At 72.6% G+C, this 15939-nt stretch carries 19 protein-coding genes; 10 read left to right on the top strand and 9 right to left on the bottom strand.

Annotated features, from left to right (window positions below; translation table 11 throughout):
• The first annotated feature begins 13 nt into the window (after positions 1–13).
• Entirely contained in the window at positions 14–523 is a 510-nt protein-coding gene (locus BJ971_RS01480) for a DUF4190 domain-containing protein (protein WP_184988837.1), read from the top strand.
• Here BJ971_RS01480 and BJ971_RS01475 read toward each other — a convergent pair.
• Positions 520–1134 carry a hypothetical protein gene (locus BJ971_RS01475; RefSeq protein ID WP_184988834.1) on the bottom strand — a complete coding sequence of 205 codons (615 nt, stop codon included), beginning with the start codon at positions 1132–1134 and terminating at the stop codon, positions 520–522. The genes BJ971_RS01480 and BJ971_RS01475 overlap by 4 nt on opposite strands.
• 72 nt (positions 1135–1206) lie before the next feature.
• Positions 1207–2136 (bottom strand): DMT family transporter, encoded by a 930-nt coding sequence (locus tag BJ971_RS01470; protein WP_239087711.1) that lies wholly within the window; start codon positions 2134–2136, stop codon positions 1207–1209.
• Between the two features lie 128 nt (positions 2137–2264).
• Between BJ971_RS01470 and BJ971_RS01465 the strand changes: the two genes are divergently transcribed.
• Positions 2265–2963 carry an HAD family hydrolase gene (locus tag BJ971_RS01465; RefSeq protein WP_184988829.1) on the top strand — a complete coding sequence of 233 codons (699 nt, stop codon included), beginning with the start codon at positions 2265–2267 and terminating at the stop codon, positions 2961–2963.
• A 20-nt stretch (positions 2964–2983) separates the two neighbouring features.
• Positions 2984–3484: a hypothetical protein gene (locus BJ971_RS01460; RefSeq protein WP_184988826.1), complete on the top strand. Its 501-nt coding sequence runs from the start codon at positions 2984–2986 to the stop codon at positions 3482–3484.
• An 8-nt stretch (positions 3485–3492) separates the two neighbouring features.
• On the opposite strand, the gene BJ971_RS01455 is transcribed toward BJ971_RS01460, so the two are convergent.
• On the bottom strand, positions 3493–4365 hold the full coding sequence (locus BJ971_RS01455; RefSeq protein WP_184988823.1) for a PhzF family phenazine biosynthesis protein: 873 nt from the start codon (positions 4363–4365) through the stop codon (positions 3493–3495).
• Between the two features lie 33 nt (positions 4366–4398).
• On the opposite strand from BJ971_RS01455, the gene BJ971_RS01450 reads away from it, so the two are divergent.
• Genes BJ971_RS01450 through BJ971_RS01440 form a run of 3 tightly spaced genes read left to right on the top strand, consistent with a single transcriptional unit; the run spans position 4399 to position 7400 of the window.
• A complete protein-coding gene (locus BJ971_RS01450; RefSeq protein WP_221479014.1) occupies positions 4399–5706 on the top strand; it encodes a magnesium transporter MgtE N-terminal domain-containing protein in 1308 nt (435 codons plus the stop codon).
• The gene (locus BJ971_RS01445; protein WP_184988817.1) at positions 5703–6227 is read left to right on the top strand and encodes a DUF1003 domain-containing protein; all 525 of its coding nucleotides are present in this window, start codon (positions 5703–5705) and stop codon (positions 6225–6227) included. Before BJ971_RS01450 ends, BJ971_RS01445 begins: the two co-directional genes overlap by 4 nt.
• 21 nt (positions 6228–6248) lie before the next feature.
• Complete coding sequence (locus BJ971_RS01440; protein WP_184988814.1) at positions 6249–7400, top strand: Mrp/NBP35 family ATP-binding protein; 1152 nt, start codon at positions 6249–6251, stop codon at positions 7398–7400.
• A 3-nt stretch (positions 7401–7403) separates the two neighbouring features.
• Here BJ971_RS01440 and BJ971_RS01435 read toward each other — a convergent pair whose 3' ends face one another.
• Together BJ971_RS01435 and BJ971_RS01430 are read right to left on the bottom strand one after the other, a co-directional pair.
• Positions 7404–7814 (bottom strand): twin-arginine translocase TatA/TatE family subunit, encoded by a 411-nt coding sequence (locus tag BJ971_RS01435; protein WP_184988812.1) that lies wholly within the window; start codon positions 7812–7814, stop codon positions 7404–7406.
• 77 nt (positions 7815–7891) lie between these two features.
• A complete protein-coding gene (locus BJ971_RS01430) occupies positions 7892–9157 on the bottom strand; it encodes a S1C family serine protease (RefSeq protein WP_377884653.1) in 1266 nt (421 codons plus the stop codon).
• 280 nt (positions 9158–9437) lie between these two features.
• Here BJ971_RS01430 and BJ971_RS01425 point away from each other — a divergent pair, with 280 nt between their 5' ends.
• Entirely contained in the window at positions 9438–10025 is a 588-nt protein-coding gene (locus tag BJ971_RS01425; protein WP_203709550.1) for an O-methyltransferase, read from the top strand.
• Here BJ971_RS01425 and BJ971_RS01420 read toward each other — a convergent pair.
• A complete protein-coding gene (locus BJ971_RS01420; RefSeq protein ID WP_184988803.1) occupies positions 10005–11423 on the bottom strand; it encodes a leucyl aminopeptidase family protein in 1419 nt (472 codons plus the stop codon). The genes BJ971_RS01425 and BJ971_RS01420 overlap by 21 nt on opposite strands.
• Positions 11424–11499: 76 nt before the next feature.
• On the bottom strand, positions 11500–11667 hold the full coding sequence (locus tag BJ971_RS01415; protein ID WP_015625691.1) for a DUF3117 domain-containing protein: 168 nt from the start codon (positions 11665–11667) through the stop codon (positions 11500–11502).
• Between the two features lie 290 nt (positions 11668–11957).
• On the opposite strand from BJ971_RS01415, the gene BJ971_RS01410 reads away from it, so the two are divergent.
• From BJ971_RS01410 to BJ971_RS01400, 3 genes are all read left to right on the top strand, one after another.
• On the top strand, positions 11958–12770 hold the full coding sequence (locus BJ971_RS01410) for a PaaX family transcriptional regulator (RefSeq protein ID WP_184988800.1): 813 nt from the start codon (positions 11958–11960) through the stop codon (positions 12768–12770).
• 29 nt (positions 12771–12799) lie between these two features.
• Positions 12800–13600, top strand: a complete 801-nt coding sequence (locus BJ971_RS01405) for an enoyl-CoA hydratase-related protein (protein ID WP_184988797.1) — start codon at positions 12800–12802, stop codon at positions 13598–13600.
• Positions 13601–13730: 130 nt separating this feature from the next.
• Complete coding sequence (locus tag BJ971_RS01400) at positions 13731–14528, top strand: S1 family peptidase (protein ID WP_184988794.1); 798 nt, start codon at positions 13731–13733, stop codon at positions 14526–14528.
• A gap of 58 nt (positions 14529–14586) precedes the next feature.
• On the opposite strand, the gene BJ971_RS01395 is transcribed toward BJ971_RS01400, so the two are convergent.
• Together BJ971_RS01395 and BJ971_RS01390 are read right to left on the bottom strand one after the other, a co-directional pair.
• Positions 14587–15144: a hypothetical protein gene (locus tag BJ971_RS01395; protein WP_184988791.1), complete on the bottom strand. Its 558-nt coding sequence runs from the start codon at positions 15142–15144 to the stop codon at positions 14587–14589.
• A gap of 168 nt (positions 15145–15312) precedes the next feature.
• Positions 15313–15915: a DNA-3-methyladenine glycosylase I gene (locus BJ971_RS01390; RefSeq protein ID WP_184988788.1), complete on the bottom strand. Its 603-nt coding sequence runs from the start codon at positions 15913–15915 to the stop codon at positions 15313–15315.
• Between the last annotated feature and the right edge of the window lie 24 nt (positions 15916–15939).

Genomic DNA, 15939 nt, shown 5'->3' with positions numbered 1-15939 from the left:
GGAGGAGGCCGCCATGACCTACCCGCCGACGCCCGGCCCGGACGGCACCTATCCGCCGCCGCCGGATCCGCCCGTGCAGGCCTACCAGCCGCCCGCGCCCTACACCTATGGCGCGCCCGGATACGGCGCGCCCGGATACGGCGCGCCCGGATACGGCGCGCCGGCGCAGCAGGGCCAGGGCATGCAGCCCGGTTACGACTACGGCTACCCCGGCAGCCCGTATTCGTACCCGGGCGGGCCCTACCCGGCGGGAGCGCCGACCGAGGGCCTGGCCATCGCCTCTCTTGTCGTGTCCTGCGCCAGCGTGCTCGGCACCTGCTTCTGGGGCATCGGCGGAGTGCTCGGCATCGTCGGCGCGATCCTCGGCCACGTGGCCCGCCGCCGGATCCGCGCGTCCGGCGCCGGCGGCGGCGGCCTGGCCCTCGCCGGGATCATCGTCGGCTGGACGGTCACCGGCCTCGCGGTGCTCGGCGCGGCCGCCCTGGTCTTCTTCATCGTGACGGACAGCAGCTCCGGCTACTAAGGCGTGTTCGGTACCGCCATGGGGAGCACGGGTCCCTGCTCGACGAAGGTCAGCGGGGCGGCGCGGCCGTAGCCGCGCGGCAGCTCGATGCGGGCCAGGTCGACGTCGGGGGTGCCGATCTCCACCGCCGTGCCGTCGTGGCGGGCCACGACGCTGGAGATGTGCACGCCCGCGGCCGTCCAGGCGGCCAGGTCCGCCACGATCCGGTCGTGCCACGCGGTCAGCTCGGTCAGGCTGTGCACGGCGTCGCGGACCACGACGCAGGTGTTCTCCGCGCTGAACCGGATGAAGTCGTCGAACTCCGCCGACGGCACCCGGTAGACGATCGCCCGCACGTGTTGCTGGTCGACCTCGAGGCCGGCGTAGCTCGCGGCGTGGTCGGCCCGGCCGCCGGCGTCGATCCGCGCGATGGCCGCCGCCAGCGGGGCGGGCGTCGCCGGCAGGATCCGGCCGCCCACGTTCACGGTCTCGGCGGGGCGCGAGAACTCGCATCCCGCCGTGGTCCAGCCGCCGGTCAGGCCGGGCATCGGCAGGGCGGGCTCGTCGCAGGCGCTCGTCATCAGCACCACCCCGAGCAGCAGCAGGCGGAGCCGGTATCGATCGCGGCGCATCTCATCCACCCTCTCTACCGCGTGGAGCGGCGGCACGCCAAGGCGCGGCGACGCCCGCAGGGTTCAACGACGTCAGCGATCCTCGGGATCCGCGCCGTCTGCCAGCGACGCCGTCGCCGCCCGCCGCCGCACCCGGGCGTCGCCGAGCACCACGACGGCCACCCCCGCCACCAGCAGGCCCAGCCCCGGCAGCGCCGCGGCCCGGGGCGTCTGGCCCAGCCAGGCCCAGGCCAGCAGCGCCGCGCCCGGCACCTCCAGCAGGATGAGCACGCTCACCGTCGTGGCCGAGGTCCGGTGCAGCGCGTAGTTGAACATCGAGTGCCCGAGCAGCTGGGCACCGACCACCAGCGCCAGGATCGCCGCCCAGGTGCGCTCGTCGTACCCGTGCAGCTGCACCCGGCCCAGCACGCAGACGACAAGCAGCAACGCGGCGCAGGTCCCGTAGCAGACCCAGGTGTACGTCGTCGTGCTCAGCCGGGTCCGGGCCCGTTCGCCGAGCGCCGTGTACACCGCCGCCGCCATCGCTCCGACCAGCGCCAGCAGGTCGGCGAGCACCGCCTGCGCCGACACACCGACGTCGATGCCGGTCGCCCAGGCCGCCCCGGCCACCGCGAGGCCGATGCCCACCCAGCCGGCGGTCGAGGGCCGGCGGCCCTGCACGGCCGCGATCAGCCCCTGCCAGACCGGCTGGGTCGCCACCAGCGCGGTCGCCGTCGCCACCGATCCCAGCTGAACGCTGGGCATCCAGGTCGCGAAGTGCAGCGCCAGCGCCAGCCCGGCCAGGACCGCGAAAACGCCGCTGCGGCTGCGCAGCGTCACGAGCTCGAACCGGCGTGGTCCGGCCGTGATCGGCGTGAGCGCCACGAAGGCCAGCCCGTTGCGCCAGAACGCCACTGCCAGGGCGGGTGCGGCCGCGAAGGCGATCAGGGGCGCCGACGACGACACCGCCAGCACGGCCACCGTCAGCGCCGCCGCGGTGAGCGGGGCGGGCGTTGAACGCATATTCATCCCCCGCAGTCACTTCTTGCTAATCCGCAGAACAGCTCGTCACGTTTTGTTGAACGCAAAGTGAGGCAGTCGTTACGCTCGCCGCCGACGCATCCGTCAATCCCTCTGGAGAGTGGTCATCGATGCCCGCGTACCAAGCGGTCGTTTTCGATTTTTTCGGCACGCTGACCCGTTCCATCAGGAGGGGGCCACAGCACGCCGACATCGCCAGAGCGCTCGGCTGCGACCCCGCCGCGGTGCTCAACGTCCTGGACCGCACGTTCCAGGTCCGGGCGCGTGGTCACCTCGGCTCCGCCGAGGCCACCTTACGGTGGGTCACCGAGCAGGCGGGCGGCAGCCCGGAGACCGCGCAGCTGCGGGCCGCGGTGCCCGCCCGCGTCGACGCGTTGAAGGCCGACACCAGCATTCGCGCGGACGCGGAGAGCGTGCTGCGGGCCATCAAGCGCCGCGGGCTGCGTACCGCGCTGATCAGCGACTGCACCCACGAGCTGCCCGCCTTCCTGCCGAGCATGCCGATCGCGCCGCTGCTCGACGTGAGCGTCTTCTCGGTCGAGGTCGGCCGCTGCAAGCCCGACCCGCTGATCTACCTGGAGACCTGCTGGCGGCTGCGGGTCGCCCCCGAGGACTGCCTCTACGTCGGCGACGGTGGCAGCCGCGAGCTCACCGGCGCGGCGGCGGTCGGCATGACCCCCGTCCGGCTCACCGCGCCGGACCTCGCCGATCATCTGGTCTTCGACCCGGACGATTGCTTCACCGGGCTCCGCGTGCCGTCGCTGACGGCGGTGCTGGACCTGCTGGATCGCGTACCGGCGCTGACCTGAGCGCATGCGAGGATGACCCGGTGACGACCGAGCTGGTGGCTGAGGCGATCAAGAAGGCCGGCATCGCCTGGATCAGTGCGGCCGGCGGGGAGTCCCGCGGCCTCTGGGTCATGCCGCTCGACGGCGCGCTGATCGTGGTCTGCGGGCCCGGCGAGCAGGACGCGCCGGGCCTCGCCGACGCGGCACGCGCCGCCGTGCGGCTGCGCGGCGACAACGGCGGCCTCATCGTGATCGTCGAGGCGCTGGTGGAGCGGCTGACGCCGGGCAGCGAGGCCTGGACGGAGATCGCGCCGCAGCTGGCCGGTAAGCGCCTGAACGCCTCCGGCACCGCCGACGAGGTGACCGCGCGCTGGGCGGAGACCGGCTGCGCGGTGCTCCGGCTGACGCCGGCGGACGAGCCGGCGGTCGCCGCGCCCGACCTGCCGGCCGACTCGGCCGCGGCCCCGCCCCGCGAGACCCCGGCGCGTGTCGTGGTCCGCAACCCCTTCCGCCTGCACCGGGTCGGCAAGCGCAGGCTCTGAGCGCCGGCTCAGCCGATGAACGGCGGGACGTCGATCTCGCCGCGCGCCACCGGCACGACGTGACCGCTGACCGCGGCGACGGTCGCCGCGCCGCCAACGGCCGTCACCGTGCACCGCAGCAGGGACGGCCGGTGCATCTCGACGCCCTGGTGGACCGTGTACGACGAGGTCCGGTCGCCGGGTAGCAGCCCGTTCGCGACCAGCCACACGCCGAGCCCCAGCGCGGCCGAGCCGGTCGCCGGGTCCTCGGGCACCGAGACGCCCGGGCAGAAGACCCGTGCGTAGGCGGTCCGGGCCTCGGCGTCCCAGGCGAACACGCTGATCCCGGTGACCTTCAGGGCACGGCCTCGCTCGGCGTCGGCCCAGGCCCGCGCGAGGGCGCCCCGGCGCACCGGGAGATAGGCGAATTCCAGCCCGCATCCGGCCGGGCCGGGCTGCGCGGATCCGCCCGCGAAGTCGTCGGCGCCGAGCCCGACGAGGTCGAGCAGCGCGCCGACGGGCAGCGCGGCGCCGAGGGTCGGCGTGCCGCCGGTCAGGGTCGCCGAGTCGGGCGTCACGGAGATCGACAGCAGGCCCGCGCCGCACTCCTGCACCATGTCCCCGGCTTCGGCAAGGCCGCGCCGCACCAAGGTCACGGCGGCGCCGATGCTCGGGTGTCCGGCGAACGGCAGCTCGGTCTCCGGGGTGAAGATCCGCGCCCGATAGGTACCGCCGGCCTCGGACGGCAGTACGAAGACGGTCTCCGCAAGGTTGAATTCGCGGGCCATCAGCTGCATCTGGTCACCGGCGAGCGCCTCGGCCCCGAACACCACGGCCAGCGGGTTGCCCGCGTAGGGGCGGTCGGTGAACACGTCCACGATCTCGTACGCCACGGTCGACATGGCTCGACGCTAACCTAGGCTTGTGCCGTGACCATGGGGAGCAGGGTTTACCTAGCGCGGCTCGCGGCGCTGCCCGTCTTCGACCCCAACGGCGACCGCGTGGGCCGGGTCCGCGACGCCGTCATCCGGCTCCGCACCACCAACCGGCCGCCGCAGGTCGTCGGCCTGGTCGCCGAGATGGCGCTGCGCCGGCGGATCTTCCTGCCGATCGGGCGGGTCACCTCCATGGACGCCGAGGCCGTCGTCCTGAGCACCGGCATGCTCAACCTGCGCCGCTTCGAGAAGCGCCAGAACGAGCTGCTGGTCCTCGAGGAGGTCCTCGACCGCCGGGTCACCGTCGAGCCCGAGGACCGGCAGGGCGATGGCCAGGTCGGCACGGTCGTCGACCTCGCCATGGAGCTCAACCGCAACAACGAGTGGCTGATCACCAGGGTGGCCGTGCGGGAGCACACCGGGCGGCTGGCCCGGCGCGGGCACACGTACCAGGTCGACTACGACCGGATCCGCGGCCTGGTCGGGCCGACGGACACCCAGGGCACGTCGAACCTGGTCGCGCTCCTGGAGCAGATGCGCCCCGCGGACATGGCGAACGCGCTCCAGGACCTGCCGGACGCCCGCCGCAACGAGGTCGCCGCAGCGTTCAGCGACCGGACGCTCGCCGACGTGCTCGAGGAGCTGCCCGAGCACGACCAGGTGGACATCCTCGTGCACCTGAACCGGGAGCGTGCCGCCGACGTGCTCGAGCGGATGGACCCGGACGACGCCGCCGACCTGCTCGCCGAGCTGCCGAAGACCGAGCAGAGCGTGCTGCTCGACCTGATGGAGCCCGAGGAGGCGGCACCGGTCCGGCAGCTGATGAAGTACAACCCCGGCACGGCCGGCAGCGTGATGACCTCCGAGCCGGTCATCCTGACCCCGGACGCCACCGTGGCGGAGGCGCTGGCCCGGATCCGCGAACCGGAGCTGTCTCCGGTGGTCGCGGCGCAGGTGTTCGTGGCCCGGGCACCCTCCGCGACGCCCAGCGGCAAGTACCTGGGCATGGTCCACTTCCAGCGTCTGCTGCGCGAGCCGCCCTCGTCGATGCTGGGCGGCATCGTCGACAACGACATCGATCCGCTGCGGCCCGAGACGAATCTCACCGAGATCACCCGACGGATGGCGACCTACGACCTGGTGGCGATGCCGGTGGTCGACGGGACGTTCCGGCTGGTCGGCGCGGTCACCGTCGACGACGTGCTGGACCACTCGCTGCCCCGGGACTGGCGTGACCGCGACGCCCATGACGACGAGCCCGCAGCGAACCTGTGGGGAACACGGCAGACCCCGGGAGCGGCATCATGACCGAGCCTCGCCGTGATCGGCTGGACCAGCCCATCGAGCCCGGGCGGGTGCGCCTGCCCCGGTTCGACCCCGAGGCCTTCGGCCGCTGGTCGGAGAGCATCGCGCGCTACATGGGCACGGCCAAGTTCATCGTTTACATGACGCTTGTCATCGGCGCCTGGTTCGCCTGGAACACCCTCGCGCCCAAGGACCTGCGCTTCGACCCGTACACGTTCACGTTCCTGACCCTGGTCCTGTCCCTGCAGGCCTCCTACGCCGCGCCGCTGATCCTGCTCGCGCAGAACCGGCAGGCCGACCGGGACCGCCTGACGATGGAGGAGGACCGCCGGCGGGCGGCCATGCAGAAGGCCGACACGGAATATCTGGCCCGCGAGATCGCCTCGCTGCGGATCGCCGTCGGCGAGGTCGCCACCCGCGACTTCCTGCGTTCTGAGCTGGCCCGGCTCGCCGACGAACTGGACGAGGCCGCCCATCGACGGCAGAAGCTGGAACGCAAGGAGTGGGAGGAGGAGCGGACCTGACACCGACGTAGCATGGTCGGCATGTCCGCACCCGCCCCCACCATCGAGGACGCCGTTCAGGCGGCCCTGGCCACCGTCGACGACCCCGAGATCCGCAAGCCCATCACCGAGCTCGGGATGGTCAAGGGCTTCACCGTCGCCGGCACCGGCGTGAAGGTCGAGCTGCTGCTCACGGTCGCCGGCTGTCCGCTGAAGGACAAGCTGACCAACGACATCACCGCGGCGGTCACCGCCATCCCCGGCATCACCGCCGTGGAGATCGAGTTCGGCGTCATGACCGAGGAGCAGCGCAAGGCCCTGCAGGCCACGCTGCGCGGCGGCGGCGCGCAGGCCGCCGAGCCGGTCATCCCGTTCGCCCAGCCGGGCTCCAAGACCCGGGTGTACGCGGTGGCAAGCGGCAAGGGCGGCGTCGGCAAGTCCAGCGTCACCGTCAACCTGGCCGCGGCCCTCGCCCGGCGCGGCCTGTCCGTCGGCGTGGTCGACGCGGACATCTACGGCCACTCGGTGCCCCGGATGCTCGGCGTCGACGGCCGGCCCACCCGGGTCGAGGACATGATCATGCCGCCGCAGTCGCACGGTGTGAAGGTCATCTCCATCGGCATGTTCACCGCGGGCAACGCCGCCGTCGTCTGGCGCGGGCCGATGCTGCACCGCGCGCTACAGCAGTTCCTCGCCGACGTCTTCTGGGGCGACCTGGACGTGCTGCTGCTTGACCTGCCGCCGGGCACCGGCGACGTGGCGATCTCGCTGGCCCAGCTGCTGCCGAACGCCGAGATCCTGGTCGTGACCACGCCGCAGATGGCCGCCGCGGAGGTGGCCGAGCGCGCCGGCGCGATCGCACTGCAAACACACCAGCGCCTCGTCGGTGTGGTGGAGAACATGTCCTGGCTCGAGCTGCCCGACGGCTCCCGCATGGAGGTCTTCGGCGCCGGTGGCGGCCAGACCGTCGCGGACTCGCTGACCAAGACCGTCGGCGCCTCGGTGCCGCTGCTCGGTCAGATCCCGCTGGACACCCGGGTGCGCGAGGCCGGCGACGCCGGCACGCCGGTCGTGCTGGCCGATCCGGACTCCCCGGCGGCGAAGGCGCTGGACGCGGTGGCGGACCGGCTGGCAGTCCGGCGCGAGTCGCTGGTCGGCAAGCCGCTCGGGCTGATGGTCACCGCCAAGCGGTAGAGCTCAGGTCGCGTCTACGTCGAATCTGCTCGGCGCCGGGGTGGGCTTGTCCACCCCGGCGCCGTCGCGGTTGTTGGGGTCTGCGGCGGCGGCGACCTCGCCCAGGTCCGACTTCACGCCGTTCAGGTCGCTCTTGACGTCGTCGAAGAGGCCCTGCAACGGCTGGCGGATCGCCATCTCGTCCTCTTCGCTGAGCAGATGCTTGCGAATGAAGGCCTTCGGGTGCAGGTCCTGAAGCTGGATGTCGGTGCCGAGCTCGCGGCTCAGGTCGGAGGTCGCGTTCTGCGCCATCGACCGCAGGCCGCGCAGCATCCGCAGGCCGTCGCCGATCACCTTCGGCAGCCGCTCACCGAAGATCAGCAGGGCGAGCATGAGCAGCCCGCCGATCTCCCACCAGTTCAGGTTCTCGAACACGGCCGGCCTCCCTCGTCCCGTACGCGGGCAAGACTACGCACGTTCCCTGTGCGACGTCGCCCGCCCATGAGGGCAACTCACTTCGCGTCGGCCGCCAGGGTCACCGACGCCGTCTGAATCTTCGTGCCGCGGCGGTATTCGACCGCCACGACCGAGGCGGGCGCGTACTTGCGGACCAGGGCGATCAGGTCCGCGCCGTCCTCCAGCGGGTGCCCGTCGATCTTGGTGATGACGTCGCCGGACTTCAGGCCCGCGATCGCCGCCGGGCCGCCCTGCCCGACCGAGCGCAGCCGGGCGCCGGACGCGCCCGTCGACCCGCCGGCGCCGCTGGTGGAGACCTCGGCGCCGATCACCGTGCGCCGGGCCTTGCCGAAGTCGATGATGTCCTTGGCGACCCGCTTGGCCTGGTTTATCGGGATGGCGAAGGCGAGGCCGATGTTGCCCGCCTCGGTGTCGCTGCCGCCGACGGAGCGGATCACCGAGTTCACCCCGACCACCCGGCCGGCGGCGTCGACCAGCGGGCCACCGGAGTTGCCCTGGTTGACGGCCGCGTCGGTCTGTATCGCCGCGTAGTAGCGGACGGTGCCGCCCGGGTCGCCGGCCTGGATGGTGCGGTCCAGGGCGCTGACGATGCCCTGGGTGACCGTGTTGACCAGGGCAAGGGGCGAGCCGAACGCCAGCACCGGGTCGCCGACCGCGATCGAGTCGGAGTCGCCGAGCCGCACGACGGTCAGGTTCTTCTTTGCGACTTTGATCACCGCGATGTCGGACTCGGGATCGCGGCCGACCACCGTCGCCGACGTCGACGAGCCGTCGCTGAACGACACCGACATGGTGCCGTCCGAGCCCTCGACGACGTGGTCGTTGGTGATCACGTAGCCGTCCGGGGACACGACGAAGCCGGAACCGATCGCGCCGGTGACCCGGACCGTGACCACGCTGGGCATCACCTGGTCGGCGACGCCGGCCATCGAGTCGGGCGGCCGCTGCGCCGCCGACGGGGCGGCCAGGGGCGCTCCGCCGAGCTGGGTGCCGCCGCCGACCCCGCTGTGCGTGGCGAAGACATAGCCGAGCGTGCCGCCGAGGCCCCCGGCCAGCAGGGCCGTGACCAGGCATATCAGCATGATCGGCGCCAACGACCGGCGCGGCGCGTTCGGGTCGGCGACCGGCTCGGGCTGCGGGCCGGTGCTCACCGGCGCGGTCGGCACGACAACGGCCGCCGGCGCATACGGGTCCCGCCACGGATCGGCCAGTGCGTCGGACCACCACGGCGAACCCGCCGGCGCTCCGGATGTGGCGGGCGGCGGCGGTTGAGGCTGGCGCCAGTTCCAGCCGTCGGTCACGTCGATGCCTCCACTCGTCGTACTGGAACCGCGGGCTCCGCGTCCAGGATGACACGGATCGGCGGCGATCATCCGGTGAGTCGGGCCTCGACTGCGGGTCGCCGCTTTTCGGCGCCGAAGTCCCCGATGCGCGAACGGTGGGCACCGCTCTACGCTCATACCCGATGTGCACCGGTTCCGGACCGCTCATCCACTTAGCCAGAAGGAGGTCGTCATCGTCACCGAAGCCCGATCCCCCGGGGCACCTACCGCGCAGTCGATGCGGTTCGCCGAGACCTACATCGCCGAGGACATCGTCCTGCAAACCGCGCGCAGCCTCGCCGTGGAGGTCGGCCTCGCGGCCGTGACACCCGGCGCGGGCTCCGTGCTCAGCCTGCTCGCCGCGGCGGGCAGCGCCAAGGCGGTGGTCGAGATCGGCACCGGTACGGGGGTCAGCGGCGTCTGGCTGCTGCGTGGCATGCGGGCCGACGGGGTGCTGACGACGATCGACGTGGAGAACGAGCACCAGCGCATCGCCCGCCGGATCTTCCAGGAGGCGGGCTTCGCGGCGTCCCGCACCCGGATCATCACCGGCCGCGCGCTGGACGTGCTGCCCCGCCTCGCCGACGGCGCCTACGACCTGATCTTCGTGGACGCGGACGCCACCGAGTTCGGCGCGTGCGCCGAGGCCGCGCTCCGCCTGCTGCGGCCCGGCGGAATACTGATCGTGAACGGCGCCCTGGCCGGCGGCCGCATCAGCGATCCGGCCGCCCGCGACGTGGACACCATCACGATCCGCGAGACGGTCAAGGCCCTCCGCGACTCCGAGGACTGGACACCCGCCCTGATACCCACCGCCGCCGGCCTGCTAGCCGCCGTGAAGCGCTAGCCAGCGCAACAGGGTGCGGACGCCCCAGCCGGTGGCGCCCTTGGTCAGGTCGGCGTCGTCCTTCTCCGCCCAGCTGGGCGCCGACATGTCGAGGTGCGCCCAGCGGTCCGTGCGGTCGCCGAGGAACTCGCGCAGGAACAGCGCCGCGACCACCGAGCCCGCGCCCTGTGTCGGCGAGCTGTGCCGGTCGGCGATCTCGCTGTCCAGGTACTGGACGTAGTCGTCGGGCAGCGGCAGCCGCCACATCTGCTCGCCCGCGGCCTCGCCCGCCGCGGCCAGGTCGCCGGCCAGGCCGTCGTCCTGGCTGTAGAGGGCGGCCGTGCGCTTGCCGAGCGCGACCGAGTTGGCGCCGGTGAGCGTGGCCAGGTCGATCACGACGTCGGGGTTCAGCTCGGCGACCGCGTAGCCGAGCGCGTCGGCGAGCACCAGGCGGCCCTCGGCGTCCGAGTTCGTCGACTCGGTGGTCGCGCCGTCCCACTGGGTGATGACGTCGCCCGGGCGGAACGCCGCGCCGCTGACCGCGTTCTCCGCCAGCGGCGCGAGCGCGGTGATGCGTACACCGAGGTTCAGGTCCGCGGCGGCCAGGGTCGCCGCGATGACGGCCGCCGCGCCGGCCATGTCCTTCCTCATCAGCTTCATGCCGTCGACGCTCTTGATGGAGATGCCGCCGGTGTCGAACGTGATGCCCTTGCCGACGAGTACCACGTGGCGGGTCGCGCCGGGCGGGTTCCAGGCCAGTTCGACGAGCCGCGGCGGCGTGGCCGAGCCGCCGCCGACCGCGAGGATGCCCCCGAAGCCCTCGGCGGCGAGCTGCTCCGGCCCGCGCACGGTGACCTGCACGCCCGGGCGTGTCGCGGCCTCGGCGACGACCTGCCCGGCGAACCAGGCCGGGTTCTTCACCGCCGAGGGCGTGTTGGTCAGGTCGCGGGCGAGCCAGGTCGCCGCGGCGGTCACCCGGGCGGTCTCGAGGCTCTCCGCGTACGCGGTGGCGTCTTCGGTCCTGAGGGTGACCGTCGCCGAGCGTGGCGGTTTCGGTGCCTCGCGGAAGCGGTAGCCGCCCAGCCAGAGTCCCTCGGCGAGGCCGCGGACGGCGGCGGGCGTGATCCGGTCGGGCAGCAGCACGTCGAGCGGCTCGTCGCCGCTCGCGGTGCGGGCGACGGCCGCGCCGGCGGCGCGCCAGCCGCCCTCGTCGGCGGCGCCGACGCCGGCCAGCAGGAGCCTCGCGGGGGTGCGCAGCGGGCGCGGCAGCACCTGTACGGCACCGGCCCTACCTGCGTCTTCGGCGGTGCGCACGAGTTCGGCGGTCTCCTCGTCGCCGCCGGCGAGCACGCCGGAGCCGTCGACCGGCAGCACCCGGGTGCCGGGGCTCTCGTCGCCTGACAGGCGGATCGCGAACACTGGAGGATGACCTTTCCTCAGGACGTGGAAAGCCCGCCGGTGCGGCAGGTACCGTACCGGCGGGCCACGTGAAACGTCAGCCGGCGATCGCCTTCAACGCGTCACCAAGCGCGTTGGCCTCGTCCGGAGTCATCTCAACGACGAGACGGCCACCACCCTCCAGCGGGACGCGCATGACGATGCCGCGCCCTTCCTTGGTGACCTCCAGCGGACCATCGCCCGTCCGCGGCTTCATCGCCGCCATCTTGTCTCCCCTCAGACCTACATCAGGGTCGGTGGGTTGCCCCACAGCCACTTCGTCAACGTCCCGTGCTCAGCCCCACGGGGCGCCGTTCCTCGTTTCCGACCGGCGGAGTCGCCCCCGCTGGACCGACCCGAGACCGTAGCGCTGCGGGCCTCGTCCAACGTCACACGACGTGGCCCACCGTGCCGATCAAACATTTTCCCTGATGAACACCGGCGATCCCAAACCCAGCCCGGGCGGATGTGACAGCGTCTAGCATATCGTCTTTCCTGCTGTCACAATGTGCGGTCATGCAGGCGCGGTCGGCACTCTTCGACCTCTACGGCGACTATCTACGCCCGAGAGGCGGCCGAGCGCCGGTCTCGGCCCTCGTCAAACTGCTCGCGCCGGTGGGGATCGCGCCGCCCGCGGTGCGTACCGCGGTGTCCCGAATGGTGCGTCAGGGCTGGCTGCACCCTATGCGACTGGTCTCCGGACCGGGCTACCTGCTGACGCCGAAGGCCGCGCGCCGCCTCGACGAGGCGTCGTCCCGGATCTACCGGACCGGGCGAAACGGCTGGGACGGGCGCTTCGATCTGGTGCTGACGCACGCCCCGGTGCCCCGCAAGGAAGGCAAACGCCTGACTTTTCTGGGCTACGGCATGTTGAGCGAACTGGTATGGGTCGCGCCGCGCGCCGCGGACGAGATCGACGCGGTGCTCGCCGATGCCGGGGTCGGCTACGAGCGGTTCAGCGCCGGACACGCGGCGGGCTCGACGGGCGCGGCCGAGGTGGTCGGGCGTGCCTGGAACCTGGCCGAGATCGGCAAGGCGTACGAGGACTTCGTCACGACGCAGCGCCCGATCGTCACCGCGATCGGCGCCCGCAGCACCGACGAGGAGGCGTACGCGGCCCGCTTCCAGTTCGTGCACGCCTGGCGCGCGTTCCTCTTCCGCGATCCGCAGCTGCCGGCGTCCCTGCTGCCCTCCCGGTGGCCCGGCTCCAGCGCCGCCACGTTCTTCGACCGGCACGCCAACCGGCTGCGCCCGGCGGCCGACCGCTTCGTCGAGCGCTGCCTGGCCTCGGCATCGCGCGGCGGCCGTGTGGGATTCTCTGACCCATGACCGCCATCCAACCGCCCCACCCGCCGCCCATGACCGGACTGAAGGCAGAGTCGCTTCTCGTAGACCGCACCGACGCCGTGGTGACCCTCACCCTGAACCGCCCCGACGCGATGAACGCCCTGGACAACGACCTCAAGGAGGCGCTGCGCGACACCCTGGCCTCGATCGAGGTGGACAAGTCCGTCCGGGCCGTCGTGCTCGCGGGCGCGGGCAACGCCTTCTGCGTCGGCCAGGATCTGCGGGAGCACGCACGCGAGCTGGAGCGGGGCGCGACCGAGCTGGACACCGTGCGGCAGCACTACAACCCGATCGCGCAGCGGCTGGCCAGCCTGCCCAAGCCCGTCGTCGCGGCGGTACGCGGCACCGCCGCCGGCGCCGGCGCCTCGCTGGCGCTGCTCGCCGACTTCCGGATCGGCGGCCCGCGCACCACGTTCCTGATGGCGTTCGCGAACGTCGGCCTGGCCGGCGACACCGGCATCTCCTGGTCGCTGCCGCACCTGGTCGGCCGCGCCCGGGCCCTGGAGCTCCTGCTGCTCGCCCAGCCCGTACGCGCGCAGGAGAGCCTCGACTACGGCCTGCTCACCAAACTGCTCGAGGACGACGACCAGGTGCTGCCGGCCGCGCAGGAGTTCGCCGCCCGCCTCGCCGCCGGTCCGACGGTGGCGTACGCCGCGATCAAGCGCGAGCTCTCCATCGGCACGGCGGGCTCGCTGTCGGACGCGCTGGCCGCCGAGGCGCAGGCCCAGGCGATCTGCGGCTCGACCGCCGACCACAAGGCCGCGGTGACCGCGTTCGTGGCCAAGCAGAAGCCGGTCTTCGACGGACGGTGATTCTTGCGGCCGGATATAGCCCGCGGTATGAGTATTTCGGGATAGCCCATACATGCCAGTGAATGTTTGACTCTCACCCATCAAGAAGCAGTGCGCCCCCCGGGCGCACCTTCGGCTTGGGGAGGTCTGGATGGCAAGGTGGCGCAGATTCCTGGGTGCGGCGGCCGCCGCACTCACGGTGGCCTCGATGGGCACCCTGATGCAGGCCTCGCCCGCGTCAGCGGCCGACGACGGCCCGCAGCAGGTCGTCGGCGGTACCACGGCGACGCAGGGCGAGTTCCCGTTCATGGTCCGCCTGTCGATGGGCTGCGGCGGCGCGCTGTACAGCTCGACCCTGGTGCTGACGGCCGCGCACTGTGTGAGCGGCACCGGCACCAACACGTCGATCACCGCGACGATCGGGGTCGTCGACCTCCAGTCGTCGAGCAGGGTCACCCGTAAGTCGAACTACGTCTACCGGGCTCCCGGCTACAACGGCAACGGCAAGGACTGGGCGCTGATCCGCCTGGCCAGCCCCGTCACCGGCTACGCGACGCTGCCGATCGCCACGACCACGGCGTACGACACGGGCACGTTCACGATCGCCGGCTGGGGTGCGGCGAGCGAGGGCGGTGGGCAGCAGCGCTACCTGCGCAAGGCGACGGTGCCGTTCGTCAGCGACGCCACGTGCAACTCGAGCTCGATGTACAACGGCCAGATCATCGCCAGCAACGAGATCTGCGCCGGCTACGCGGCCGGTGGCGTCGACACCTGCCAGGGCGACTCCGGTGGCCCGATGTTCCGCCGCAACGCGTCCAACGCCTGGGTGCAGGTCGGCATCGTCAGCTGGGGCGACGGCTGCGCCCGGCCGAACAAGCCCGGCGTGTACACGCAGGTGAGCTTCTTCGCCTCGACGATCGCCTCGGCGGCGGCCAGCCTGGGCGGCTGACCCCCTCGGATCGACACGCGGCGGGCCCGGAGCTGTTCAGCTCCGGGCCCGCTGTGCGTCAGTCGTCTTCCTCGTCCTCCTCCGGGTCGAGGTTGGCCTCCTCGCCCAGCACGAACGCCTGCATGGCCAGCTCGTCGCCGGACGGCGAGACGAACGTCGGCAGCTCCGCCGGCCCGAGCTCCACCACGTACGACCAGAACTGGCGCACCGCCTCGGCCGGCGTCGCCGCCTCGATCGGCAGGTCCAGGCTGACCAGCCAGGTGCGCCGGTCGCTCTGGCCGCCGAGCCTGGCGGCGAGCCGCCGGTACAGCTCCTCGTCGACCTGGGCGACCGGCTCGGCGAGCTTGAGCTCGTCGGCCGGCACCGGCTCGTCGAACGAGCGGCGGGTGTAGTTGACCACCAGCTCGGGTACACCGTGAGCGCCCCGCCGCGCCGGCGCCGCCTCGACCGCGCCGAGCGCCACCACCTGGGGCGTCTCCTCGCCGGCCACGAGGAGCACCTCGTCGCCGGCCGCCGGCTGCACGCCCGCTAGGCCCGCCACGGTCAGGGAGTCGTGATGGAACAACCGCTCGGTTGCCCATCGATCCGCCGGAATGATCACCGCCCATTGCGCCATGGGCACCATCTCATCACGGGCCGCCCGGCGGCCCGCCGGTGACTCGCGCGCGGGCCTTCCGGCGGCACAGAACGGCCGGAACGGTCCGCAAGTGACTCGGATGCCCACGACTGTCCACCCGGACCCGCGGGCCCCTCAGCGGCGCGCTGGGGCCGCCGCAGCGGTGGGTCAGCGTGCCTCCGGCGCCACGAAGCAACCGGCGAGGTGGTCGTCCACCATGCCGGTCGCCTGCATCAGGGCGTAGGCGGTGGTCGGGCCGACGAACTTGAAGCCGAGCTTCTTCAGGGCCTTGGCCAGCGCGGTCGACTCGGGGGTGATCGCCGGGACGTCCGCCCGGGTCGCGGGCCGGGGCCGCGGCGCCGGCGCGTACGACCAGAGCAGCGCCGTGAGGCCGTCCGGCAGGCCGGCCGCCACCCGGGCGTTGTGCAGCGTCGCGTCGACCTTCATCCGGTTGCGCACGATGCCGGCGTCGGCCATCAGGCGGGCCGCGTCCCGCTCGGTGAAGGCCGCCACCGCCGGGATCGAGAAGTCCGCGAACGCGGCCCGGAAGGCCGGCCGCTTACGCAGAATGGTGATCCAGGAGAGCCCGGACTGGAACGCCTCGAGCGACATCCGCTCGAAGAGCGCGTCGTCGCCGCGGACCTGCCGGCCCCACTCGAGGTCGTGGTAGGGCTGGTAGTCGGGGGTGCTGCCGCCCCACGCGCACCGGGCGCGCCCGTCCGCCCCGATCACCAACCCGTCGGTGCCGGGCCCGTCGATCACATCCGTCATGCGACGACGGTACGAGGCGGGTCC

It is taken from the genome of Amorphoplanes digitatis (assembly GCF_014205335.1).
Taxonomy (GTDB): domain Bacteria; phylum Actinomycetota; class Actinomycetes; order Mycobacteriales; family Micromonosporaceae; genus Actinoplanes; species Actinoplanes digitatus.
This window is presented reverse-complemented; position numbering and strand designations above follow the sequence as displayed.